Genomic DNA, 26,228 nt, shown 5'->3' with positions numbered 1-26,228 from the left:
TTGAGATGGCTTTTCAGTTTTCTCAGCCGTTTTCCATTTGATAGCGAAGAGCGGATGAGACGATGTCTCGCCATTCGCCGGATTGCTGCATGATCGCCAGACCCTTGTTGAGCGTTTCCAGAATCGCTTCTCCGTCCGGGTTGTCCTTGTGCGTCATGACATTCAGCGACTTGATCGCCGCCAAATTCGGGTTCTCGACGATGCGGTGTTCGTAGCCAAGGCGACCAATGGCTCCGTCGGCCAGGTGCGCTTCGATTGCGACAATGTCGGCCTCGCCCGTCATCACTGCTTCAAAGCACTCGTCCGGCGATTCCGGGCGCAGCAAGGTGATGATCGGCTCGTACAGGCTGACCGCATCCATATGTGACAGCGACCAACCTTCGGGGCGGCAAATCGTCGTTCCGGCGAAATCAGCGTAGCTGAGCGCTTCGACATAGCTTGTGCCTTCGCGGGCGAAGAACGTGTCGACCACTTCGTAGAACGGGTTCGAGAAGTTGTAGGTCTCACAGCGGTTGCGGTCGTTTTCGGACAGCGCCGCAGGTTCTTCGCAATTCGGACGCGACCAGGGGAACGTGCCATCGAACGCAAGTGTCGGCATCAGCAGATCCAGATGCGAATTCCAGTCGTTGACGAACTGAATCTTGTAGGCCTGCTCGGGCGCGGCGCGCAGCATCGCGGTTTCCACCAGATGCGTATAGAGGCCACGGTGCGGCAGTGCTTCGTCGGTGAAGGGTTGATAGTCGCCGCCGGTGATCAATAGCACCTGACGGTCGCGCACCTCAGGGCGTTCGCCCGTACCGGCGTCGCGGATCAGGGCGGCGCCTTCGGCGCGTGCGGCCTCGATTTCCTCACGCGCGGCGGCCTTTGCTTCAACCACGGCCTGTTCACTGACCTGCTTGGCCTCAGCTTCGGCGGCAGCCACTCGGGCTTCGGCCTCGGCGATCGCCTGTTCTGCACGCTCTTCGGCAGCTTTGACCAGCTCGGCAGCCATTTCGGCGGCCAGACGCTCAGCCTCGGTATCAGCCAGAACCGGAGTACGACCGATATCTTCAAGACAGGGCATTGCCAGCACGTCACCGACCCGAATGATGTTCGGATTGGATCCAATCACATCGCGGTTGGCGTCAAAAATGATGCGGAAATCTTCCGTCGCATAGACCTGAATCGCCAGCTCTCGCAGACTGTCGCCGCGCTGAATCTCGTAGTTCGAGCACGCCTCTTGCGCGGATGCTGCACCTGTAGCCGCCGCCAGGGCCAGGCTCGATATGATCAATGTGTTTTTCATGGGTCCCGTTGCTTTGCCTTATTATTGTTTCGCAAGTTTCACGACTGCGATTGAGAGGTTGTCTTGATCAGGGTTGTTCTTCTCCAGCACTGCCTGCTGCAATGCCTCTGCGATTTCTTGCGCCAATGCCTGCGCGTGGTTGCCCACAACTGTCTGAAGCTCGTCATCGGTCAGGGTCTGCAGGCCGTCACTGCCGAGGATGAGGATATCTGCGACCGTCATTGCCAACGGATCTTCCGGGCAATCCACTTTGGGAATCGCGCCGCCCATGATGACCGACGTCAGCTGATTGCGGTCCGGATGAGCCCGCGCCTGCGCTTCGGTCAGCGTACCGTCGGCAACCTGCGCGTCGATCATCGGCGCCATCGAGTGGTCTTCGTTGATCTGCATCAGCGCGCCGTCCCGAAACAGGTAGAGCGGGCTGTCGCCAATCGAAATCCAGAACAGACGCTGCCCCAACAGCAAGGTGCCCAGCAAGGTGGACCCCATGTTGCAGCCATCGCCCTGTTCTTCATTGCGGTTCGAAATCAGCGCGTTGGCCTGCATGGCCGCCAAAGGCAGCGCATCTATCGCCGCGCGTTCTGACACGGTGTCGCTTTCCAGCTCGGCGTCCAACGCCTCGCGCCAGGCGGCGACCACAAGGCTTGAGGCGACTTCACCAGCCTCATGCCCGCCCATACCGTCGGCAATCACCACATAGCCTGCATCCGCCGCGTCGAACATACGCGCAGCGATGGCATCCTCCTGCGTGTCCCGCTGACCCTGGTTCAGGATCAGCGCAACGTCATATGCCGGAGTCGCGAGCATCTATCAGGAATCCCGCCAATCAAAACCTTCGTCGCAGAAGGCCATGAAACGGATCGAGGTTTCGCTGATGCGGATCAGGTCGCCATTGGACAGCGCCACGGTGCTGAGAACCGGCTTGCCATTCAGGCGCACCAGATTGGCCTTGCCGCCGTGACCCAGATAGCATTTGCGATCTTCCGGGTCATAAGCAATCACGGCGTGGTTGCTGCGCGAGATGCCGGTGTCGCCGAAATCCAGCTGGATGGCCTGATCATCATTGCGCCCGATCTGCATCAGACCTTCGGTCAGGGTGATGCTGGACCCACGGCCGGGGCCTTGGGTGACAACCAGCCAACCCACCGGGAAGGTCTCTTGCGCGGCTTCGGTCTTGGCGACCGGCTCCGCGGTTTCGATCAGGTCCTGAACGTGGGTATCTGCGCGTTCGAAACCCAGGAAAGTGGTCTTGACACGCGAACGGCGGTCCTCGGCTGGGGCCGGAGTTGGCATTGGAGACGGTGTCGGCTCAACCGCTGCGGCCTGCACCTCGGGTTCGGGCTGCGGTTCAGGCTGCGGTGCGGGGGCTTCCGCCGCCGGCTCCTGAACTTCGACCTCAGGCTCGACCGGAGCGGAGGTCGGTTCCGGAGTGGGTTCGACTGCGACAGGTTCGATCACTTCGGGCTCTGCCACTTCGACCTCATCCTGAACCGGCGCTTCGACCCGCTCGTCTTCGGACAGATGGAGGGTCACGATCTGCTCGTCAACTTCCGGCTCGGCAATCGGTGCTTCTTCGGCCACCTCTTCGGTCACAGGAGCCTCTTCTGCGAAGATCGACGCCTCTTCCTCGGCGTCCTCGGCCGCGTCCTCAGCATCCGAAAACTCGGGCATCTCGCCTTCGACGGTCAGCTCATCTTCTTCGTCATAGGTCTCTTCATACGCCTCAGAGGCCAGATTGCCGCCGCCCAGCGCCGCGCGCAGCGCGTTGAAGTCTGCAATCGGTTCGGGCTTTTCCTCGGCTGGGGCTGCTGCCTCAGTCGGTTCTTCTTCTTTCGCTTTGCCGGCACCTTCTAGAAGCCGGCTGAGAGGGCTTTTGTATTTGAACATGGTGTCGACACCTTCAACTTGTTGGCACGCAATTCTGTGCCGTTTCGATACCCGCACCGCGTCTGTTCGCTGCGGTCTTCAATCTTGAAACCAGGAAACTTTTTACCTTTCTGCGTCGGGCCGGATCCCGTCAGGGTGGCTGTCTTTCGAGGGCCACCCTCAGCAAACACACGCTGGCAGATTACGTTCGAACCGGTCTGATCACTCCTGCGCAAGAGGCATGGTTGCGTTGTCATCTGCACCGTTGCGCAATACCGCAAACTGCGCCTGAGGCTGTTCGCCCGACACCAGTTGCGCCAGCACCGCATCGAGGCTTTCCGGTCCTTCGAACGCAAGACCCGTTTCGGCCTCGCTGACCAGCACATCCCCTGTTTGCAAGCTGCCCGACGCGCCCTCGGGCACCTCTGTCACAACTGTCTGCCAGCCACCGGCTCCATTGCCGTTGACGCTAAAGCCGTAGCCGTTTTCCAACCCGATCGTGCGGAATGCAGGTAGTGCCAGCAATCCGTTCTGCGCCCGCGTCTCACCCAGAGGACGGTAGCGCGCTGCTACGCGCAGATACCCGTCGGGATCCACCTGCAGGTTCTCAAGCACCTGTGCCGCAAACGAGGCATCGTCGCGCACCGGTTTGCCGTTCAAAGTAAAGATGGTGGCTCCGCGCTGAACCCAGTCGCCGATCACCGACATATCCTGATTGGCATCCACGCCCGTGATCGAGAACATATTACCGGTCGAGGCGCGACGGCGGGACGTGTCAAACGGAACCTCAACATCCCAATGCGAGAACGCCACCTGAGCCTCGGCCAGATTGACCGGAGCTGCCTGGACCTCAGCCTCAGGCGCGGTCACTTCGGGCGCGGCTGCCGTTTCTTCGGGTGCGGCTGCCGTTTCTTCGGGCGCAGCTGCGGTTTCTTCAGGCGTTGCTTCTTCGGTCACCGTTTCTGCGGGGGCTGCTTCTGTGGCAACCGTCTCCGCAGTTTCAACCGGCTCCTGCTCGACAGGCTGCACTGCAGCGCTGACTTGTTCCAGTTCCTGTGAAGGCTCTTCTGTTTGGGTCGTTTCGACCGCCGCTGTTTCGGATTCCACCGCTGCGGTTGCGGGTTCCGCCGCTTCCGTCGCAGGGGTCACCGCCGCCGCTGTCTCGGCCTTGTCCGCATCACCGGACATCATCACATAACCACCTGCGGCCAGAGCAATGGCCACAACAGCCACACCTGCCAATAGCTTGCCATTGCCGCTCGATCCACTTTTGACAACCGTATCAACGGCAACCGCTGGTTCTTCGCGGGGCGAGAGCTTGGACAGATCCTCTTCGGCCTTGTCCTCATTGCCCATGACAATGTCGGAATTGCCTGCCAACAAAGCGGTCACAACTGCCTCGGCGTTTTCGCTTTCAGCCTTGATCCGAGCTTTCTCGGCCTCTTTGTCCTCACGGTCCATGCCGACGATGACCGAGACCGGACGATAGGCGAATGTATCGAACATCACCCCCGGCCCGCGGAACATGCGCAACCAGTCCAGCGCCGATTGAAGACGGTCGGTGGCGTGAACCTCCATCGCCTTGTCGATCGCTTCCAGGAATCCTTCGGGATAACCCTCAAACCGTCCGGTCAGCGGGGTATAGGGGTCTTCCTGACCGTTGTTGAACGCGTTCAGGCGGCTTTGACCATCAATCGGACGCTCACCGCTGATCGCGTGAAATAGCGTTGCCGCCAGTACATAGAGGTCGCTGCTGGGGCCTTGCTCAGCGCCGCGCACGTAGAATTCATGGGGCGAGTAGCCATCCTTGATCACCCGCAGCGTCAACAGCGCCGCCGACTTGTTCGCCGCCTGCTCGCGTGCCGCGCCAAAGTCGATCAGAACCGGATCGCCATTCTCGTCGATCAGGATGTTGTCAGGGGAAATGTCCCGGTGCAGCATGCCGCTCTGGTGGATGAACGAGACCGCAGACAGCATCTTTTCGGTCACCTGCACGATGAAGTCAGGGCCGCTTTCGTTATCGGGCTTCTCCATGTAGTCCAGCAGGTCGCACCCGCGGATCAGGTCCATGGCGATATAGGCGGTGTTGTTGTCCTCGAACACCTGATGCACATCGACGATGTTGGGATGCACCAGCCGCGCGTGGTTGCGCGCTTCCTGGATGAAAAGGTCCACGATCGCGCGCAGGTCTTCAGAGTAGGAGGGATCAGCGGCTTCGACCAGGTCTCCATCGCGACGGCAGAGCGCGCCGGGGAAACATTCTTTGATAACCACGTCCCGCTCCAGGCTGTCACGGGCCAGATAGGTGATTCCGAAGCCACCATTGCTGAGATAGCTCAGGATTTCATACTGCCCCCGCAGGAGCTTGGCTCCGGGTTGCAGACCTTCAATTTTTGGTTCGTCGTGCGATGCACCGACAGCCTGGTTATGGCTCATTTCAATCCGCCCGTATTTCTCAAATCGCGGTACAGAAAACTGGGCAATCAGCCCGCGAACTCATAACCAAAAACAACCGCAGGACACTTAAGTCCGGTTAGACGTTTCAAATTTGACTTTATTGGGGCCGCCTCATGGCTTCACTATGGATCGTATTTCCCCTAAATCAACATATAGTGTTGGGTCCATTTTGCAATCATAGATATGGTAAATTCACATATATTATTCGAAAACTGAACCGACTAAAACAAGCGGTTGGTCTACGAATTCGAAACAATAGGGAATCGTTTTGGACAGGCCTCGAATCGCCGCAGTGCAGCTCAATTCCAGGTGGAGAGCGTCAGGTTCCGGTCTTGGACTGCTCGGTCGCCACAGTGCTACCAGCCCAGGCGAGGTTGTCGCTCAGCTGTGCCAGTATACTGATGGCATCACGCAGAGGTGCGTCGCCGCTTTCGAATTGCAGTAGCAGCAGAAGGTCGGTGGCCTTTTCGAACTCACCGGGGATCCAATCTGCATCGGGGTCGATCTCGCCGCCCTGTTCCAGACGTTCGGCAAAGTCCTCGACGATTTCCTGACAGCTCTGCAGGAACGCGGCCGGTTCGATATCCGAGGATTCACGCAGGTCCTCATAAATGCTGGCAATCGCGGCCAGCCAGTCCTCGAGGATCGGGTTGTTCAACGGTGGCAGGGCCGATCCGAGCGCAGCTTGAACCGAGGGGCTTTCGGTCTCCGGCTCTGGCTCGGGGCCAGCGAGAGTTTCCAGAAACGGCTGGAACAGCTCGGCAATGTCTTTGCGGGCTGCGTTCAGGTCATGCATCCGACGAGCGGAAGCCGCCTCAAGCACCTTCTCGGCCAGATTCTGACCGCCGCAGTTTTCCCACAGATCAAAATCTGGTTCAGGCTCTTGCGCCATAGCTTTCACAGCGACAGGCGTACCGATTGGAACCACGGCGTTGAAAAGGCCTTCTTTTTCCTTGTTCAACCGGGCAAGCACGCGATCCAGAGCATCTCGGACGTGAGGCAAATCGGTATGCGTAACGGCCAGCAGACTGTTGTCGCGTAATTCCTGCGGGACCTGTGCCCAAAGATGACGTTCGGTCTCGCGCCAGGCGTTTGTGCCGTTGGTACACCAGATGGCGCAGTCCACGAAACGCAGCAAGTCGAGCGTTGGTTTATAGGTCTCATCCAACGCGCCCGAGCCGGGCAGATCGAACAGAGAGATCTCGCGCAGCGCGGGCGTGTTCAACCCGACGGAGATGAAATCAGGCTCATCTTCGGCCGCTTTCTCCAGCACGATCCCCGAGTAAGTCTTGGGCTCCTTGTCCCACCAGCCGACGGTGGTTTCAGGCGCATCCGCATAAGCAACGATTACGAGGGGCAGCTTCAGATGCTGTGGGCCGGTAGGCAGAATGTCCGCCCCGGCCAGCATATTGGCGAGGCTGGACTTACCCGCCCCGAATTCCCCGGCAAAACCGATATTGACCGCGTTGGACAGACGCTCGGCATGGGCCAGAGCCTTCGCGCGCATATCCTCCAGCGCCGAATCCATTGACAGGGATTCGGTTGCGTTCAGAAAGCGCTCAAGCTGTCTGACGTCCTGTTCGGTTCCGGGAAATTCGATCATTCCGCTGCCTTTGCTTGTCCTTCATCCGCGCGCACCGGGCCGAACACCGTTTCCAGTTCATCGGCGATGCGACGGGCCCGATCGAACGCATCCTGCGCTTCGGCCTGAGCATTAGTTTCACCCGATCCGGTCCGGTGTTCAAGATAGCCGCCCAACAGCGCCACATAGTGGTCCAGAACCGTTTTCAGCCGCTCCATCATGTTTTCACGAGCCGTGTCGATCAGATCATCCCCGATCAGTTCGAATTCCTGCACGATCATCCGCTCTGCGCGCGTGACCACGCTTTTGCGCGAAATCAGGCGCGACAGCCAGTTCACCCGCAACTCAACCGTAATACCGCGAGTGAGCGCCGTGGTGTCAGGACGGAACCACCGCACCGCGCTGGTGTTCATGCGGTTGTCGACGGGGTCCTGCCATCCGGGCAAGGCGCGCAGGGCCGCGTTGGCCTGCATGTCAATCGCGTAAAGCTCGCTCAGCATGCGCTGGCGGACGACCTGCGTGGCCCCTTGAATCAACTCGCGCATCCGGTCGCGCAGAGGGGTAAAGTTCAGCTCGGTCTCAGCACCTTTGGCCAGCAGAGGCGAATTGCCATCCGGGCCACGCACCACGGCCGAGACCGCCTCGGCCACCGTGTCATCCATGACGCCGCGCAGATTGGCCAGCACGTCGTCCATGTCGCGCGTCATCACCTCGGTCTTCTCGGCGACAAGCGCCCTGAGTTCACCAAGCGTCTTGTTGTTTTCGTCCAGATCGACTGTAGCGGAGCCGTCCTCGGACTCCAGCGCGCGCAGCTCTGCCTGCGACCGTTCCAATTCGCCTTGCGCGAAACTGTTCAGATGCTGCCACGCCATCCGCAGCTGTTCGCTGCGAGGGCCGTCGGCCAAGGCCTGTGTCACATGCCGCCGCAGATCCGGTAGGCCCGAGGCGATCATGGCAGCAAAGCGCAGCACGCCCTCACGGCTAATCGGGCCAGGGCCTTGCTTGATCTCTTCCACACCGTCCAAATACTGCTTCATCTGCTCGGGATGGGCGCGCAGCCAGGCCAGAACGTCATCGTGATTGACGCCGGTCTCATCCCCGGTCAGAGCGTAATGCGCCCATTGGGCACTGCCCATCAGCACATCAATGTCCGAGTTCCCCAGCGCTTGTTCCAGACCGTCCAGAACATCACTGCGCACCTTGCCGGCATCCTCGGCCCCGCCGCCCAGCTCATCCACGCGGTTGATGAAGACGACGATCTGACCCAGTTCCAGCGCTTGCATCAGGCGGAACAGCTTCAGATCAGCCCGTGACAAGGCCTGATGCGCGGACAGAACCACCACAAAGAAATCGGATTCCTTTAGGTACTGGCGCGAGATTTCCTCGCGGATCAGCAGCGGGTCATTCACGCCCGGCGTGTCGGTAACGGTCAGCGGAAACGGGAAATGGCCGATGTCAAAATAGACCTCGGCCTTACGGGTGATATCGCTGTAGAGTCCCCGATCCGAGCCGGGGTCGTGGGTTTCGCTATCGCTCGGATCATCACCCGCGCAGACATAGCGGGCCAGATCGTCCGAGTTCAGGTCTTCCAGATCGTGGTGCTGACCCAACAGCTGTTCGTAGCTGTCGCCCAGACGCAGACGGGCGCGGGTTTTCATCGCCTCGACCTGCTCTTCGATCATCTCGCGCTTATAGCTGTCCTCTTCATCAGGGAACATGTTGCGCAGCTCTTCACCCTCGGCGATCAAGGCCTGCCACTGGTGGTTGTCGAAGAAGTGGAACTCTGCCCCGTCAGCCCGGCCCGAAGGATGGCCGAAATGCATATCGGTGATCACCGTTGTCCATGGGTTCACATCTGAGGGCAGGTATTCGGCCTGCCCCGTGAAGCCGTTGATCAAACGCGATTTTCCCGCCTTGATCTGCCCTACAAAGGCAATCGACGGTTTCAACCCCGAAAGGTCTCCGACAATGCGCGAGATGAACTGACGGGTTTCGTCATTGCTTGTCTCGTTCATGTCTTCGGCGATGCGAATAAGCTCGCGGCGACTGGTTTCACTCATAACTTTTTACCCTGGTAACAAGAAACACTGGTTTGAATTGATCGAAAACTTGAAGGATCGGGAGGCGCTCATAAGTCACCCCCGGAAAGTTTGGTCCACAGGCCAACAACGGCACCCAGCTTGCGCGCGTCATGCACGGCAATGGCGGTCTGACCTTGATCCTGCACCACCGCCACGGCGGCCCCCTTGCCCCCCGAAGGACGCATGACAATCAGCTGAGGTTGCTGCAGTTCGGACTGGCTATCATCGTTCCATCCGGTCAGATCCGCCATGAAACGCGTCAGAAGATCGGTATCGGGTCGCAGTGCGGCGTCCCCTTCGAACTGAGGATCACCCCCGTCGATCAAGCCACGCGCTTGCGCAAAACGCTCGGCACTGTCAAAGAAACCCCGCGCGGCAGAAGTGGCATCGGTTGCTTGAGGCGCAGGCTCTTCAACATCCGGTACAACCGAAACAATCGGCTCCGCCGGAAGTTCGATCCGGGCGCAGGCCGTTTCGATTTCGCCAAGCGTGACGCCGACGTCATCGGCCTCAAGCTCGGCATCGGGTTTCAGCGAGACGAATTCCAGCGGCGCGGGCGCGTCGGCGATGTCCGACACCAGCTGCGCAAGTTTGCCGATCAGCCCTTCGCGTGGTTCGGTTTCAAAATCCGGCACCATACCCGACCGGACGCGGAACACATCGGTCACGCGGGCATTGCTAACTTCGATCGCAAGCACGTCTCCGTTGGCCGCGGTAAACTCCAACCGGCGCGGCAGAACGGTGCCGCGAATTGCGCGCAGAACGCCCGCACGGCGCGCAACAGAGGTCTCGCCCTCGACCGGGACGGCAGGCGACAAACGTGCAACCGAGGACCGCCCGATATTGTCGAGCATGTCGAGTATGTTCGTATCCATCATACCGTGACCCCCTCTGGTCCCGTTCAGACTGCGGCCGCAACCGGCTCTAAGCTGAGATGTGATTTGGTAAGCGCCAACCCTACATTCGCGCTGTTGCTGCAGATGTAGCAGACCACATGTTCGGGATATTCCCGGGTCCGCTGGAAAATGATCAACCTGTCGCCGGAAAACACCGCGATTTCCCCAAATCCCGGTGTTTCAGATGTATCCCCTCCTGCTTCACGCAGCATGGTTTCAAAAGCCACCACCCCGCGCCCCTGAAACAGGTTTGCCGCGGCCAAAGCCAGCGTGTCCAGCACGTCCGAGGCATCAGGGTTCTTGACGCTGGTGCCCAGCAACATCCCCGTTTCCATGTCGACATACCCGGCTGCAACGCAGTCGGGTATCGTCTCCATCGCCGCGGTCAGAGCAACTTGAATAGACATTTAACCCCTGACCTTTTTCGTGTCTTGTCGGTGCCGGCTACAGAACATGCCATTCTGCCCCCCTGTGTTCCCCGGCTTTGGGAATGGACCTGATCGCCTCTTTGGCCTGAGTTTCGATATGCTCAAGGGCAATCTGGTCGAACTCAGCCAGGAAGGCCAAGAACGCGCGTTGAAGCCCCTCGGCATCGGTCGGCAGATCCCCGGCGGCGGCAAGCTCTCGCCACATCGCGGCTGCGCTGGGAAGCTCACCTGTGGGGATGTCCATCAGCCCCTCGTTTGCATCTTCCTCAACCTCTTCCGGCTCGGGCTGCGGCATCAACCGCACTTCAACCAGACCGTTGGTTTCTGGCTCCGGCTCAAAGTCATCGTCATCGCTGCCCGACTGTTCCGCCATCAAAGCCGTGATCGACGAGACCGAAACTTCGATCCCGCCCGAGTCGGGTTGGTCTTCTATGTCCTCCGTCGGCGCAACCTCGGGTGTTTTGGACAGTGTCTTGTTGAGCGACACCAGAAGGTCTTCGGATTCCTCAGCCTCAGGCGCGGCCTCAGCCACATCATTTGCGGGGCTGGGCGTATCCTCCTCTTCGGCAAAGACATTCTCATCTTCGTCTTCCGAGCCCGAGAATTCGAACACGTCCAGATCCGCCTCGTTATCAGCGAAAGTGGAGAGGTCCAGCGGGTCTTTGGGTTCTTCTCTGAACTGGGCCCGCAGCTGATCCTCTTCCGTTTCGGCGGGTTGCGGGTCAGGTGTCTGGACCATTTCGGCGCGCAAGCGCTCGGCCTCGTCCGCATTGATCCGTTCCCGCTCGACCTCGTCCGAGCGTCGTTCGACGCGGGACGGGCGCACTGGGAAATTGGTGACCACGCCACTGTCCTGATCTGCCACGTCAGGGGACTCCGAAGGAACCGGATCCACCAGCTGCAGCGGCGCGACCTCAGCGGTCTCATCCTTGCGCTTGGGCCGGGTCGGGCGCACCAGCGGGCCGTCAGACTGGCTCTTGTCAATTTGGTACCGCGACAGATGGCCAGCGCGGGTGTCCATGATCTGCTCGGTGATCCCCAAGAAGCAGTCGATCATCTTGCCGCCACCGCTGCGCGCCCACATCTCGGGGTCGCCGGTCTTATCGCGCGCGGTAATCGCATCGCGGGCAGAAAACAGGATCGAGCGGTTGAACAGATGCCCCGCTTCGCGGTTGACCCGCCGCAGAACTTTTTGGCGGTCCTTCTGGCCCAGCGCGTCGGCGCGCGTAATCAGCAGGATCGAATTGTTCTGCAACCGTTCGGGCAGAGAGACCCATGTCGCACGTTCAGTTTCCCGCCAGGCCTGCGTCGCGTGGGTGCACCACAGAACGCCATTGGCCTGTCCAACAGCGCGCTGCCAAACATCGGTCGAGATTTTGGGGTCCGAGATACCGGGCGTGTCGATCAGATCCACTGCCTCAAGAATATCGGCTTCAAGGAAAATCCGAATGAACTGCGCGTCGTTGACACCCACACTCTCAAGCTGATCCAGCGAGATATCTTCGGTGCTGCCATCATGGCGTTTGACGTAAGCCGAGCGATTGCCATAGCTAAACCAAACCGGTGGCAGTTGGGTTGCGGTGACCTGCGTCGGCAAGGCCTGCTTTCGCAGCAGAAAATTCATAAGCGTCGATTTACCGGCGCTGAACTCGCCCATAAGGGCGAAAACCGGCTTTCGGCGCGACCACTGCTCGATACGCTCCCATGCCTTGGGGGTGATGAAACGGTTTTGGATATCTTTTGCCATTTTTCTACTTACGCCGCTTCGTTGCTTAGGTCTTTGAGGATGCTGCCCAGAATCTCGTCACGGGATTTCTGCAATTGCAGACCCGCCATCAGCGCCGGATTCTGCCCTGCATCCTTCTCGGCCGTGGCCGAGATATTCAGCAGGGTTTCCTTCTGCTCGCGCAGGAAGTCGGTCAGGACGGCCCGCACGTTTTCAAGCACAGCGGCGACCTGATTTTCTTCGATATCCTTGGTGATCGAGTTCGCCTCGGACGCGATCAGACGGGTGTAATCGGATGCATAAGCTTCGAACCCTTTGCGCCGCTGCCACCAGCGCCGCCACCACGTGCTTTGCAGGTCCAGTGCGATGGTGCGGCCAATCCCCAGCGGAGGCGGTACACGGGGCACGATCGGGGCTTCGATGTTGAACTCACCCAGATGATTGCCAAGCAGTTTCTGATAGAGCGCCTCGACATCCGCCGCAGCTGCAGAATAAAGCGCGCCGGCTTCTTTGCGCATCGAACGGGCAAAACTGAAATACGCCGCTTTTTGCAGCGTCCGCAGACCTGCAGGGTCATACTGCCACGTACCCTGTTCACCATTCTGTTCCAGGTGCGAAATCAGAGAATCGGTAGCCCGTTTGACAAAGCTCGTCTCGGCCGAGTTCAAGCGCTCCAGCACCTTGTCGCGCAGCTTGGCGGTCAGGTCAGCGGCCTTTTTGTCATACTCGGCGGACACGGCGGCAATCGCATCCTCGGGCGACGCACCGTCAAGATCGCGGACGACGCCCTCACCTCCGGACAGGGTCTTTGCGACAGCAGTGGCGCGAATCTGGCTGGCAATGTTACGCGCCCGGTGGCGCACGCGGTCCAGCAATCTGGCCCCTGCCCCTTCGGCGATGCGTTCGTTCATTGCCAGTAGCAGATCGGGCAGGCCCGAAAGCGCCCAAATCTTGTCGAGCGACGGCGCCTGATCCCCGAACCCTGCAGCAAGGTAGAAAGTGTTCAGGGTCTCGCGCGATTCCTCGGTCAGAATATCCGGGTTGCCGGTCAAGGCCGCCTCGGCCCAGAGGGCGCTGCCGAAAACAACACTTGTGTTGGCATCGATGTTGTTCTGTTTCAGCGTGTCCTGAATCCGGTCGCGAATCTCGGGCACTTGGTTCACCGGATCAGCCAGCTCATCGATACGGTTCACGAACAGCACGATCTGGCGATTTTCGAACTGGGCGATGATCCGCATCAACGCCATGTCCATCGTGGTCAGCGCCTGGCTTGCAGCCAGCACGACAACACAAACCTCGGACCCGCGCAGGCTACGCAGCGTGATCTGCTCGCGCACCATGAAGGTATCGTTCACACCGGGTGTATCGCAGAGCTTCAGCGCAATCGGGTATTGCGGTATGTCCATGTAAAGCTCGGCCGACTTCGTCACGTCAGCGAACCGTCCGGTTTTGGGATCGATATCCGGATCGTCCTCATCACCCAGACAGACATAGCGCTGGATCAGCTCTTCGTCGAAATAGTCGTATTGGTGGCTTTGACCTAGGATCAGGTCGAAATGCTTGCCAAGGCGCTCTTCTGATTTGGCTTTCATCTCACCGATCTGGCGGCGGATATCGTCCATTTCGTCATCCGCACCGGCGCGGTTGGCCAGCTCACCCAGACGACCGCCGCCCACCATCAGGTTGTCCCATTCTTCCTGCTCGAAGAAAGTGAACTTAGACTTGGTATCACCCGGCGGGCGCGTGTTGATGTTCAGCGTCGTGACCACCGAGGTCCACGGGTTGACGTCAGAAGGCAGCAGCGCAGGACGGCCTGCCAGAATGTTAACGATCGAGGACTTGCCAGCCTTGACCTGCCCCACCATCGTCACGCTCGCGGTGAAGTTCTCCATCCGCGTCTTGAGCGTCGCCAGACGCGCCGAGGAGCGCGCATCCGCCACCTCTGTCAGTTGGTCGATCTGCGATGTCAACGACGTCATCGCCGACGTCATCGGCATCAGAGCTTCGTTGCCCACAGACAAAAGGTGGTCATTGCGCGCCATGTTCAGCCTCCGGTTCCTGTTGCCGCGATCCGGTGCGCGTGATCCGCGCCTTGAGCCGAGATCCCGGTCAGGGTGTCGATACGGGCGATTAGGTTCAGGGCGTTGCCCAGAATCTCGGCCTCGGCCCGTGGTGTAATGGTTTCATAGCCTTCGGAATCTGCCAGAACTTCGATCGAGCTGAAGCGGTCGCCGTTTTCAAGGCAGGCAACACGACGCCCGGTCGGAAAGCCGTCAGACTTGCTGGCGGGCAGCGGCATCCGCGCGTTTGCCAGCAGATAGTGCTGACCCGAATGGGTGCGCAGTGAAATTCCAAAGCCAGTATTGGGGTAGTCACGGTTCAGGGTTTTGAGTTCACCCAGAAAACTCTCACGTGCAAAGATGACAGCATCCTGCTCGTGGGCAGCGGAGTTGTTCGGATCGGTCACAGCAAAGAACCTCGAGACTGGAGTTGAGCAAAAAAACTCGTAAGGGCGCCTAAGTGGCAGAAAAGACTCATTAACTCCTACGCGACCAAGAAGCCCGTTCAAGGCGGTGTTATTTTGACGCGAATAAGATATTTTGGCGTTTCAAATGTGGCGCCATTAAGGCGCGCGATTCATAAGAATGCCTCAACCCCTACGTGTACGGGGTTGTCCTTCAAAAACATCTATCTCGCGACAAACCGCATAGTCTGCAAATTGGCAACGTTGGCGGACTATACCGCAGCGCTTGGCAAATACCAGCGAATCGCAATGGCGTTTTGTTCAAGTGCAAAAACTTGCCATTGGGTGGATTTTACCCCTCGCGCTGGAGGAAAAGCTTTGCTATCCAGCGCTCCAGTCCGACGCATAAGCGTCCGGTTGCGGGTGTGGCGAAATTGGTAGACGCACCAGATTTAGGTTCTGGCGCCGCAAGGCGTGGGGGTTCAAGTCCCTCCACCCGCACCACTGATATCCATAGGCGATAATTGTACTGTTTTAGCTGGTCCGCTCAGTTGGCTGTCCCTGTGAATCCAGAGGCCAGCCTCTTAGTTTCGCGACCCGAACCATTTACGGTAAATCTCGTCATAGGTGCCATCTTCGCGCAAAGCCAGAAGCGCCTGATTGACGTCTTCCACCAAAGGTGATCCCGTCGGGAAGGCTATGCCGTAGTTTTCGCGCAGGAAAATCCCACCGGTCATCGTGGCGATCCGGCGACCTTCATGGGCGGCGAAATAGGACAGGACCGGAGCGTCGAATACGACGGCATTCAAGTCTTCGGCCTTGAAAGCCTCCAACATTTCATCAAGCCCGGGGTAGGCGACGTATTCGATCTCGCGCCGGTTGAGGAAACTGGCAGCCGTCGATCCCTCGATCGTGCCGACATTTTTACCGTAAAGGTCATTGACCGAGTTCACATTTCCGGTGATCGCATCTACCGTCATGACACTGGTGATCCGGGCGGTGAAGACCGAAACGATGAACAAGGACGACACCACCAGAATAACGCCCAGAATCCGGCCAAAGGGCGTGCGAGGCATCCTCTCTTCAAAGCCGCCGTTGACGACCAAATTCAGTGCCCACCAGAAGGATGGGAACCAAGCCTCGTTCAATTTCCGATCGAAATAGGGCTGCGCGCGGCGTTCGAACCCCCACATCAGCATGCCGCCCCCCAGAAGAATGGCAAAGGCCAGGCCGATGGCAAAGAACAGCTCGGCCGACAGCAGCGCCTGCAGCAGCGACGGCTTACGCGCCGAATCAGAGGGCACCATGATCTGCAACCCGGCCTCAAAGATCGGCTGGCTGAAATCCATCTGCGTCTCACGAAGCGCAGTGATCGAGATATTTGCGATCGCCAAATCCGCAGTACCATCCTGAACGGCCCCAAGCATGTCTGCGAAAGCCTCGACCCGGGTAACGGAGTACTCCCACTCCAGCGACTCGGCGAGAGCTGCCAGCAGGTCCATCGAAAAACCAGCCTCGGCACCGTCCTCGACATAGGAAAACGGTGGGCGGGTCACCGTGGTGACGTTCAAGGTTTGGGCCAGGCTTTGCTGTGCGAGAACGGCGAAAGTCAGGCTGATCAATGCGTAAAAGGCGCGTTTCATGGTCAAATTACCTGTTTCGCCGCCCTGTAGCGCGATTGAGGTTAAAACAGCAAGGTCACCGCAAGGTAAAGCACCATGTTTTATTGGCGTCTCAACTCGACACATTGTGGGAATTACCGGGGGAATCTGGCGGATTGGGGTTGGCAATCCGGCCAATTCGTTGAATCTGTGCGGTAACCTGAACGAAAACCCAACCCCGAGGCCCGAAATGACGGACGCAGTTCAATTGACAGCGGATTTGATCCGTTGCCCATCGGTCACACCCGTTGAAGGGGGGGCTTTGGTCTTGTTGGAAAATCTGCTGTCAGATGCGGGGTTTGACTGCACGCGGGTGGATCGCGGCGGCATCTGCAACTTGTTCGCCCGTTGGGGGGCCAAGGGGCATCCGCGTAGTTTTGGCTTCAATGGCCATACCGACGTTGTTCCGGTAGGCGATAAGACCGCATGGACCAAGCCACCGTTTGGAGCCGAGGTGCATGACGGCGTCATGTTCGGACGCGGCACAACGGATATGAAGTCCGGAGTCGCTGCCTTTGCCGCTGCAGCTATTGATTTCGTCCAAGACACGCCGCCTGACGGGGCCGTCATCCTGACCATCACCGGGGATGAGGAAGCCGACGCGCTGGACGGCACGACGGCTCTGCTGGACTACATGGGTCAGGCGGATGAGCAGATGTCGGTCTGTCTGGTGGGTGAGCCGACCTGTCCAAACCATATGGGCGAGATGATCAAGATCGGTCGTCGCGGCTCAATGACTGCGTGGTTTACGGTGACCGGGGTGCAGGGGCATTCGGCCTATCCCCAGCGGGCGAAGAACCCTCTGCCAGCGATGGCGCGGCTGATGGATCGGCTCGCCAGTCATGAGTTGGATCAGGGCAGCGATCACTTTGATGCCTCTACGCTGGCCGTAGTGACAATCGACACTGGCAATGCCGCGACCAACGTGATCCCGGCGCAATGCAGCGGGGCGGTGAATATCCGCTTTAACGACCTGCATTCCGGGGCTGTCCTCGGCGATTGGTTGCTGCAGGAGGCCGATCAGGTGGCGCAAGACTACGGCGTTGAGATTGAGACCCGGATCAAGATCTCGGGCGAAAGCTTTCTGACCCCTCCGGGCGCGCTGTCCGATCTGGTATCTAACGCCGTTAAAGCCGAGACCGGCGTAACGCCCGAGCTCTCGACCACGGGCGGCACGTCCGACGCGCGGTTCGTCAAGAACCACTGTCCGGTAGTCGAGTTCGGGTTGGTTGGGCGGACCATGCATCAGGTGGACGAATGCGTCGAGGTGGCTCAGATCGAACAACTCAAGGCGATCTATACCCGCATCCTGAAAGACTACTTCGCCTGACGGGCTCAGGGGGCTGCGATTTTAGTCATGACGCCGTCGCACCGCCGTGCTAGGCCAAACCCATGACTCGCATCCCCACCAAGCAAGAGGTCCTGGATTGGATCTCGGCGAACCCCACCCTGACCTCGAAACGCGATATCGCCAAGGCCTTTGGCATCAAGGGCGCGGATCGGATTGATCTGAAACGCATCCTCAAGGAGCTTGAGGCCGAAGGACATCTGGAAAAGCGCAAGCGCAGCTATCGCGACCCGGACCGTCTGCCTCCGGTCAGCGTGCTGCAGGTGAAGGCCCCCAATGAGGATGGCGACCTGTTCGCGCGGCCATTGGAATGGCATGGGGAAGGGGTTGAGCCGATTGTTCTGCTGATCACTCGCGCCAGCGACCCTGCCTTGGGCGAAGGCGACCGGATTCTGGCCCGTCTGACCGTGGTGCAGGAAGAAGACCACAATTACGAGGCCCGCCTGATCCGCCGTATCGGGACCAATCCGCGCAAAATTGTGGGCCTGTTCCGCAAAGGGGCCGAGGGCGGGCGGATCGTTCCCATCGACAAAGCCAGCCAGACCGAATGGCAAGTGCCCGAAGGTGCGGTGCATGGGGCGAAAGATGGTGAGCTGGTCGAGGCCGAACAGGCGGGACCCAAATCCCGCATGGGCCTGCCCCGCGCCCGTATTGTCGAACGTTTGGGCGACCCGTCCGCGCCAAAGGCTGTGTCGCTGATCGCGATCCATCAACATGGCATCCCCGACGATTTTCCCGACAAGGTTATCGCCGAAGCGGACAAGGCCAAACCCGTTGGTCTGAAGGGTCGCGAAGACTTGCGGGACATGCCGCTGCTGACCATCGACCCCTCGGATGCGCGCGACCATGATGACGCCTGCTATGCCCATGCCGATGACGATCCCAAGAACCCCGGCGGCCATGTGATCTGGGTCGCCATCGCCGACGTCGCCGCTTATGTGCAGCCCGGCACCGCGTTGGATCGCGAAGCACGCAAACGCGGTAACTCCAGCTATTTCCCGGATCGCGTCGTACCGATGCTGCCGGATCGTCTGTCCGGTGATCTGTGTTCCCTGCACGAGGGCGTCCCGCGCGCCTGTATCGCCGTGCGGATGCAGATCGACGCTGAGGGCAACAAGATCGGCCATCGCTTCGTCCGCGGCCTGATGCGCTCGGCCGCGTCGCTGTACTATGCCGAGGTGCAGGAGGCCATCGACGGAAACCCCAACGACCGCACCGGACCGCTGTTGGAGACGGTTTTGAAACCGCTCTACGCCGCCTATGCCGCGCTGAAAAGCGCGCGCGCAGCGCGGCAACCGTTGGAACTGGACCTACCGGAACGCAAGATCGTTCTGTCCGAGACGGGAGAGGTGACCAGCGTCGCCTTCCGCGACCGTTTGGATGCGCATAAGCTGATCGAGGAATTCATGATCCTCGCCAATGTCGCCGCGGCTGAAACGCTGATTGCGAAACGTCGCCCCTTGCTGTTCCGCGTCCACGAGGAACCCGCGCCTGAAAAGCTGGAGAGCTTGCGTGAAACGGCCCAAGCCGCTGGCCTGAACCTTGCCAAGGGTCAGGTTCTGCAAACCCGCCACCTAAACGCCCTGCTGAACGCGGCGGCAGGCACCGAAGATGCGGAACTGATCAACCTGACGACCCTGCGGTCGATGGCGCAGGCCTATTACAATCCCGAAAACTTCGGTCATTTCGGGTTGGCATTACGGAACTATGCACATTTCACCTCGCCCATTCGTCGCTATGCTGACCTGATCGTCCACCGCGCGCTGATCTCGGGCCATGGCTGGGGTGATGACGGTCTGACCGAGGAAGAAATCGCCCGGCTTGACGAAACCGCGACGCATATCTCGGACACTGAGCGACGCTCGATGATGGCTGAACGCGACACGACTGACCGCTATTTGGCGGCCTATCTCAGCGAACGTGTGGGCAATGAGTTCAAGGGCCGGATCAGCGGCATCGCGCGCTTTGGGGCCTTCGTGAAGATGGACGAAACCGGCGCGGACGGGCTGGTGCCTGTCCGATCGCTGGGGCGTGAGTTCTTCCATTTCGACCGCGAAGCGGGAACCCTCATGGGCTCGGACACCGGTCTGATCATAGCGATTGGGCAACGTGTCACCGTGCGCCTGACCGAGGCAACGCCTGTTACGGGCGGCTTGGAATTAGAGTTGCTTTCCATTGACGATCAGGCCCTGCCCCGAGGACGCGGACCGAAGGGACGCGCAACCAGGCGCAAGGCCGTGAGCACCAAGCGCAAGAAGGACAAAATCAAGCGCAAGGTCGAACGAAAACGGCGTCAGCGCTAGCCTTTGTCGCCGGGTTGTGACGACCCCTGTGCAAAGACCAGCAAGTCTCGCATGCGGTCGTTCAGGTGGGGCTCAATCTGTTGCCGCGCCCGGGCGATCCGCGCGCTTTCTTCCAACTTCCGGGACAGGGCGTCGATATCCACGCCGTTTCGACTCAGCCAGTGCTGCAGCGCCTGCTGATCAAGCAGGCGGTGTTGCTGCCGAAACTCTGATACTGCACGCACAAGGTCTTCGCCTGGCACGGGTTGCCCGGAGTGCTGGTCCAGCGCAAGAGCCAGTGCGTCGATCTCAGCGGCAAGGCGCAGCGCGTCGAACCGATCACCGGAGGCGGTCTTGCATCGTATGAGAACCTCGGGATCGTTAATTGGGTTATGTGACAGCACACCTGTCAGAAGGGTTTCGAACGCATCCGTATGCCGAAACTCGAAAGCTGGCGCGTCGGGTAGCGTGTCGTTCAGCCAGTCGCTCTCCACGCGCTGCATACAGGCCAGCGCATCCCGGTTTTTCTGATCAATTCGACCCTCGGGAAGCCATAGCTCAAGGCGATCTGCTGCGGCCGGGTCCAAAACTGCACAGTCTTCCAAGAGGCTGACAAAGCTGCGATCGGGATAAAACCTGCGACGGGCGGCTGCGACAAGGGCATCCGCCAACTGCCGCTCAACAACCTGCGCGGCGACGGCGGCATCCAGCGTCCAGCGGATGTTCACCAGTGGCTCGGACAGGTTGGCAAAACCGACCTCTTCGGGCGCATGGATCAGGGCGACCTCATCATCAGCTTCAAGCCGGAATTGGGCGAACGCGTCAAAGATTTCTCCGACCCCGATCATGCCAAAACTGCCAAGCTCGCACGCACGCAGAGCTCCGATCGAGGCGGCGCCATAGACGGGGATGCCTTGGGACAGCGCCCAAAGGATTTCCTTGTGGTAGACGGCAGGCAAAGCCTCGAAATAGCCATCCAGCAGGATGATGGCACGTGGGCGGGCAAGCGCCGCCTTCAGCAGATCGCCCTGCGCCGCAGGCCCAAGACGCCGGATCGGCAACCGGTCTTCCACGTCACACCGGCGCGGCAGGGAAGGACCGGCAAAGAGGACGATGTCACCTTGGCTCATGACACCTTCCGCGCGCGCGCTCCGGGGCGGTATCCGGGCGCGTAGGATGTACCTTCAAGCCCCGGCGCAATGACCCGCATGACCGTTGCGGGCAGGTCGGGAACCGAAAGATCAACGGCAACCGGCACCTCAAGCCCGGCCCGTTCTAGCGCGGCCAGCATGCAGTCAAGGCTATCACGAGGGGAGCGGACCTGATGAAACGGCACTCGATCGAACCGGTGTGGCGTGTCCGCCTCAACGATCTCGGCGCGCTGCGACCAGAGCGTTTCCGCATTACGCCGTGCTTCATAATAGTCGCGCGTGCGATCATCCCGCGCGCCTGAGATGAGGGTCAGCCGACTTTGCGCCGCTTCGGTCAGGGCACGAGACAAGGCGATGCCCCGCGCAGGGTGGCACCCTGCCCCCGAGGCCGCCTGCAAGCCACGTCTCGTGTCATCCTGACGGTCGATGATTGTTGCAAAGAATGCGGGAATTCCAAGGTCCGAGGTCACGTCCCAGATCGCGCAAGCCACGCCTGCGGCGTCAAACCTGTCAAGAAGCGCTTTGCAAGTCGGGTCTGTGACGGAGTGCAGATCGACCCGGCAGGACGCCATGTTGCTTGGGTTGAGCTTCCACAAGGTCACCGCATCCCGCTCCAGCGTTTCGGCCAGCGCCTGACAGGTGGCCTCATCAACGCTGCTGCCCGAGGCGAGGCCGGTCGACGACATCAGAAAACACCCCAATCCGGGCTGCAGGGGCAACGTGTAATCCATATGGACCAGTTCGTAAGGAACCCAGACCGAATGATCATCTGAGAGCGCCTTGCCCTCGGCCCAAAGCACCGGTTTACCGCGTGAAATGGGGTGATCTGAAATCCGGGGCAGACGCTCAAGATCAATCACGTTTTCCGACTTCACCAAGTCATCGGCGCTTGCCAGACGCAGGGGCAAAACCGGAGTTTCGGCGCAGCTGAGCTCGACCGCCTCCATCAAAGCCGAAACCTTTGCATCCGCGACGGTCGCGCCTTTGCCTTGCGTCACGGCCAGAGACCGCGCATTCGGACGATGTGCGGCGTAGACGGGTATGCCGATGCAATCCAGGCCAGTCAGATCAGCCAGCCGGGTGACGCCAAGGCGTTTCGTATGGGGCAAGACGCGGTCCAGAACCTGTACGGACGGAACCGCGTGGGCAGGCGCTCGGTGCTGGTCTTCCCCCTCCTGCCCCATGTGTGTCAGCGGGGCTGATCCTAGCTGCGTGTGAATTTGTGCCTCTGTTTCAGCCCGTCGATATTGACCAGATAGCAGGTGCCTTCGGGTTCGAACTTGTCAGGCGGCAGGAAGTCTTTGGGCGGGATGGTGGCAAGGTTCACACCACACTCCAGAAGCTCTCGGACCAAGGCCCAGCCCTTGTCGTTCTGGTACTTCTCAGGATCAACCTGATAGGCTTTGTTGTCCCAGACCTCACGCGGGATATGCAGCACTGTGCCATCATCGCTTGCAATAATCAGGTCGTGTCTAAAGTTCTCAATATCGCTTTCGGACATTATGTCTCCTCCACTCAATACAGGCACGTTCACTACAGCAAATCGAACCCGGTGCCGCAAGCTTTCCCTCGGGCCGGAGCAATCTTGCGGAAATGAGCCGTGTTAGAGGAACCCAGAATAGCGTGCAGCGTCGATCAACGCGGCGATGCGCTGTTTGATCAGGGGCACGTCATCCGTGCCAGTCAGGGTGACAATATCTGCCACGACATTGCGCAGCGTCTCGGGCAGGTTCTGCTGGCTGCTGTCCAGAAGGCGCGCGCATAGCTTTGGCACCTCGGAGAGGTCTTTCTGTGTCTGGCTGGATGCGATCAAAGGCAGCAGCGCGGACCATTCAAACGGATAAGCGATCGAGGTCTTCTCGAACTGAACCATCGCGTCACGGGCCAGCTTGCACGCTGTGCTGTCTGCGCCGCGCTGCCAAGCCTCCCACGACAGGTTGGCGGTCGCCAATGCAATATACTCATGCATCTGGAGTTCCCGCGCCAGCGCAATGCTTTCGTGAGACAGACGCGTGGCCTCGGATGGGTTATGCATGCGCCGGTAGACGAGGGACAGATAAGTCATGCAGCGCAACTCGATCTTGCGGTGACCGGATTGGCGCGCGGCCTCCAATCCTGTGCTCATCGCCTCTTGGGCCTGAGGCAGGCGGATACTGTGCAGATTGACGAACCCAAGGATAAACAGGGCCGAGGCAACTATGGCGAGATTTCCGGTTTCCTCAGCCGCAGACACATAGTTCGATGCGGTTTCAATCGTGTCCTCAGTCGGATCATAGCGCGACATTCTGAGGTCGCGCAGCACCAGTTGATCGAAATACTCGGCGCGTTGTTCAGCGGTCATGCTGCCCACATCCTGCGCCAGTCCAGCAGCCAGTTGAGACATCGCCTCGCCATCCCCGCTCCAATAGTGAACGTTGAGCGTATTAAGCTGGATGTCGATCCACTCACGCAACAGCTCGGCGTCGTCCCGCCACGCGGTTTGATCTAGCGCGGCCTCGGCTGCTGCAAGTTCGGCCAGTGATCCCGCGCGATCCTGTTGCAAGGCATTTCCGGTCAGACGGTGTAACCGAGCAGTTTTCCGGGGGTTGTCTTGAACCAACCCTACGGCCTCACGATAAGCCGCAACCGCGCCGTCAAGGTCGTGAACCAAGGTCAAGACGGTGCCAAGCTGTTCCAGCAGATCGGCACGCTCCGGCAGAGTGCCGGGGTGCAACCCGTCCGAAAGGGTGACCTGTTCCAGATGGTTCAACGCGGATTTGAAATAGGCCGTGGCCTCTGTATTCGCGTAGCGCGAACTTGCCTGCTCCGCTGCTTGCTGGAAGCACCGTGTTGCTTCCGCATGGTTGCCGGACAACCCCCAATGGCTGCCCAGAACATGGGCGGGCGTGATTTTGCGGAACCGCGCCCCGAGTACAGCCGCGATACGCGCATGCACCATTGCACGCACGGATCGAAGCATGGTCTCATACGCTGCATCGCGCATCAGGGCGTGGCGGAATGAGTATCTGCGAGCCGCAGCCGGGGCGGGAACAATAATCTGCGCCGATACCAACGTGTTTAAATGAGCCGACAGCGCATGATCGGATTCATCAATCACGGCAGACAGAACGTCGAAGGAAAAATCCCGACCAATGGCCGCAGCCGTCTGCAGTATCCGGCGGGATTCGGGGTGACGATCAAGGCGGGCGACCAACAACTCGTTCAGCGTGGTCGGTACCGCCGTCTCATCAATCGAGGTGCCGCCCCCATCGGTTCGGTCAAAGACCCCGGTTTCAATGAACGACTTGGAAAGCTCCTCGGCAAAAAGCGGCACCCCGTCGGACCGATCCGCGATCAATTCCAGCACCGGCATCGGCACCGGTTTCAGATCGTAGACATGTGCCGCAATCTCACCGATTTCCTCGTTGGACAGCCGGGTCAGTTCGATGCGGGTATTGACCTCCCACGCGGTTTGAAACGCGGGCCTGCAGGTCAGCAGCACCATGACCTGCTCATCTTTGAACGTCTCAAGCAGCCGTCCCAAAAGCTCTTTTGTGGTCGGGTCGATCCAGTGAAGGTCCTCGAAGACAACCAGCACTTTCTTGTCGCGCACATACCATTCGAACAGAGCAATCAGCGCCTGAAACGTCATCTCTTTCCGTCCCAGCGCATCAAGCGGCAGCGTGGTGTCGCGCCCGTGTTCGCGAAACTGCATCAAGGCGTCCGCCAATGAGGCTGTCTTGCCCGGATCCAGGGTTGTAGCCGAAAGAATCTGTTCCAGTCGCTGGGCCGTGTCCCCGGCCGAAAGCTGCCCCCCGCCCAAAACCATAGACCAGATTTGGTTCAGTACCGGATACAGGGCGTCATTGGTGTGAAAGGGCGAGCATTGAAAGCGCAGAACGTCGCCCTCGACCTCGAACACATGCGATACGAACTCTTCCACCAGTCGAGACTTACCGATCCCCGGCTCACCAGAAATGAGCGTCGACCGCGGTACGCCCTGCTCGACCTGCTCCCACGCGCCATCCAACTGGGCCAGTTCAACCTTGCGATTGATGATCGGCAGCTTTTCTTTTGACCGACGCTTGAAATCGGGGGTGGGGCCGTCCGTTGCGCCTTCGACGCGCCAGATACGTACCTCGCCGCGGAAGCCTTTCAATTTGTGATTTCCCAGATCGGTCAGATCGAATTTGCCTTCGACAATCTTCTTGGTTTCATCCGAGATCGCCAAGGTGCCCGGTTTTGCCATCAACTGGATACGGGCAGCCAGGTTGGGCGCGCGCCCGACGGCCTGATCCTCTTCGATATACGAGTTGCGGATCAGGTCTCCGACAACGACATTGCCCGTTGCGATGCCAATGCGGCAATTCAGCTTAACCCCATGCGGCCGCCCCAGAAAGTGCATCGAGTCGGCGATGCTTAGCCCCGATCGGACCGCCCGTTCGGCGTCATGATCATAGGCCTGCGGCCAGCCAAAATAAGCCAGAACGCCATCGCCCAGATATTGCGCGACAAAGCCGCCGTATTCCTCGACGATCTCGGTCACGGCGCTTTTATAGCTGGTCAACAGGGTCGAAAGCTCTTCGGCATCTAATTGTTCAGACAGTTGGGTCGAGCCGACAAGATCCGTAAACACCACTGACAGCTGCCGTCGCTGTTGCGGCGCGACAGAATGGCTGCGATCCGCCTTTTCCGCAAAAGGACCGTTTGCCAGGTCCGATGCCTGCCCGCTGCGCAGCAAAGCAATCGCGTTCAGCAACTGACGACGATGGCCAACCGATGCGATCCCCATATCCCTGAGGTCTTCTGCAGTGATCGTCGGCAGCAGGCTGCCATCCACATCATGGTCATGAAACGCCGAGATGTAGCGCTCCATTCCAAGCGCTCGCAGCCAATCGTCAAGATCAATTGCCATCGTGTTGTTTCACCATTCACCCTACCAATGGGCACTTGCGACACGACTGAAACACACCAACCGCCCGCCTGAAGCGCTGCAATCTGAAAGAGAGCGCAAAAAACAAT

At 59.5% G+C, this 26,228-nt stretch carries 18 protein-coding genes and 1 tRNA gene; 3 read left to right on the top strand and 16 right to left on the bottom strand.

Annotated features, from left to right (window positions below):
• Positions 1-22: 22 nt before the first annotated feature.
• From ACR0IP_RS11625 to ACR0IP_RS11575, 11 genes are all read right to left on the bottom strand, one after another.
• Positions 23-1,285 carry a transporter substrate-binding domain-containing protein gene (locus ACR0IP_RS11625; protein WP_170375717.1) on the bottom strand — a complete coding sequence of 421 codons (1,263 nt, stop codon included), beginning with the start codon at positions 1,283-1,285 and terminating at the stop codon, positions 23-25.
• A gap of 21 nt (positions 1,286-1,306) precedes the next feature.
• The gene (locus ACR0IP_RS11620) at positions 1,307-2,092 is read right to left on the bottom strand and encodes a PP2C family protein-serine/threonine phosphatase (RefSeq protein WP_480525662.1); all 786 of its coding nucleotides are present in this window, start codon (positions 2,090-2,092) and stop codon (positions 1,307-1,309) included.
• A 3-nt stretch (positions 2,093-2,095) separates the two neighbouring features.
• Positions 2,096-3,172 carry an FHA domain-containing protein gene (locus ACR0IP_RS11615; RefSeq protein WP_480525661.1) on the bottom strand — a complete coding sequence of 359 codons (1,077 nt, stop codon included), beginning with the start codon at positions 3,170-3,172 and terminating at the stop codon, positions 2,096-2,098.
• Between the two features lie 201 nt (positions 3,173-3,373).
• The gene (locus tag ACR0IP_RS11610; protein WP_480525659.1) at positions 3,374-5,587 is read right to left on the bottom strand and encodes a serine/threonine-protein kinase; all 2,214 of its coding nucleotides are present in this window, start codon (positions 5,585-5,587) and stop codon (positions 3,374-3,376) included.
• Between the two features lie 340 nt (positions 5,588-5,927).
• Complete coding sequence (locus ACR0IP_RS11605; RefSeq protein WP_170690768.1) at positions 5,928-7,211, bottom strand: dynamin family protein; 1,284 nt, start codon at positions 7,209-7,211, stop codon at positions 5,928-5,930.
• Positions 7,208-9,250 carry a dynamin family protein gene (locus tag ACR0IP_RS11600; RefSeq protein ID WP_480525657.1) on the bottom strand — a complete coding sequence of 681 codons (2,043 nt, stop codon included), beginning with the start codon at positions 9,248-9,250 and terminating at the stop codon, positions 7,208-7,210. The genes ACR0IP_RS11605 and ACR0IP_RS11600 overlap by 4 nt, the downstream gene beginning before the upstream one ends.
• Positions 9,251-9,318: 68 nt before the next feature.
• Positions 9,319-10,149, bottom strand: coding sequence for a hypothetical protein (locus ACR0IP_RS11595; protein ID WP_480525655.1), 831 nt, complete (start codon positions 10,147-10,149; stop codon positions 9,319-9,321).
• Between the two features lie 23 nt (positions 10,150-10,172).
• Positions 10,173-10,574, bottom strand: coding sequence for a hypothetical protein (locus ACR0IP_RS11590; protein WP_480525653.1), 402 nt, complete (start codon positions 10,572-10,574; stop codon positions 10,173-10,175).
• Positions 10,575-10,611: 37 nt separating this feature from the next.
• Positions 10,612-12,342, bottom strand: coding sequence for a dynamin family protein (locus tag ACR0IP_RS11585; RefSeq protein WP_480525651.1), 1,731 nt, complete (start codon positions 12,340-12,342; stop codon positions 10,612-10,614).
• A gap of 8 nt (positions 12,343-12,350) precedes the next feature.
• Positions 12,351-14,363 (bottom strand): dynamin family protein, encoded by a 2,013-nt coding sequence (locus ACR0IP_RS11580; protein WP_170375735.1) that lies wholly within the window; start codon positions 14,361-14,363, stop codon positions 12,351-12,353.
• Between the two features lie 2 nt (positions 14,364-14,365).
• On the bottom strand, positions 14,366-14,788 hold the full coding sequence (locus ACR0IP_RS11575; protein ID WP_170661643.1) for a hypothetical protein: 423 nt from the start codon (positions 14,786-14,788) through the stop codon (positions 14,366-14,368).
• Positions 14,789-15,204: 416 nt separating this feature from the next.
• On the opposite strand from ACR0IP_RS11575, the gene ACR0IP_RS11570 reads away from it, so the two are divergent.
• A tRNA-Leu gene (locus ACR0IP_RS11570) sits at positions 15,205-15,289 on the top strand.
• 80 nt (positions 15,290-15,369) lie between these two features.
• Here the strand turns inward: ACR0IP_RS11570 and ACR0IP_RS11565 are convergent.
• Positions 15,370-16,428 (bottom strand): transporter substrate-binding domain-containing protein, encoded by a 1,059-nt coding sequence (locus ACR0IP_RS11565; protein ID WP_480525649.1) that lies wholly within the window; start codon positions 16,426-16,428, stop codon positions 15,370-15,372.
• 208 nt (positions 16,429-16,636) lie between these two features.
• On the opposite strand from ACR0IP_RS11565, the gene dapE reads away from it, so the two are divergent.
• Positions 16,637-17,776: a succinyl-diaminopimelate desuccinylase gene (gene dapE, locus ACR0IP_RS11560; RefSeq protein ID WP_480525647.1), complete on the top strand. Its 1,140-nt coding sequence runs from the start codon at positions 16,637-16,639 to the stop codon at positions 17,774-17,776.
• A gap of 62 nt (positions 17,777-17,838) precedes the next feature.
• Positions 17,839-20,097: a ribonuclease R gene (gene rnr / locus ACR0IP_RS11555; RefSeq protein ID WP_480525645.1), complete on the top strand. Its 2,259-nt coding sequence runs from the start codon at positions 17,839-17,841 to the stop codon at positions 20,095-20,097.
• On the opposite strand, the gene ACR0IP_RS11550 is transcribed toward rnr, so the two are convergent.
• The 4 genes from ACR0IP_RS11550 to ACR0IP_RS11535 form a co-directional block, all read right to left on the bottom strand.
• Entirely contained in the window at positions 20,094-21,206 is a 1,113-nt protein-coding gene (locus ACR0IP_RS11550; RefSeq protein WP_480525643.1) for a TfuA-like protein, read from the bottom strand. The genes rnr and ACR0IP_RS11550 overlap by 4 nt on opposite strands.
• On the bottom strand, positions 21,203-22,411 hold the full coding sequence (locus tag ACR0IP_RS11545; protein ID WP_480525641.1) for a YcaO-like family protein: 1,209 nt from the start codon (positions 22,409-22,411) through the stop codon (positions 21,203-21,205). The genes ACR0IP_RS11550 and ACR0IP_RS11545 overlap by 4 nt, the downstream gene beginning before the upstream one ends.
• 20 nt (positions 22,412-22,431) lie before the next feature.
• Complete coding sequence (locus ACR0IP_RS11540) at positions 22,432-22,728, bottom strand: hypothetical protein (protein WP_419739375.1); 297 nt, start codon at positions 22,726-22,728, stop codon at positions 22,432-22,434.
• A gap of 102 nt (positions 22,729-22,830) precedes the next feature.
• The gene (locus ACR0IP_RS11535) at positions 22,831-26,121 is read right to left on the bottom strand and encodes an adenylate/guanylate cyclase domain-containing protein (protein ID WP_480525639.1); all 3,291 of its coding nucleotides are present in this window, start codon (positions 26,119-26,121) and stop codon (positions 22,831-22,833) included.
• Positions 26,122-26,228: the final 107 nt, after the last annotated feature.

This window comes from Ruegeria sp. AL11, assembly GCF_056540865.1.
Note: the sequence above shows the minus strand (reverse complement) of the source record. Positions and strands in the feature narration are given on the sequence as shown.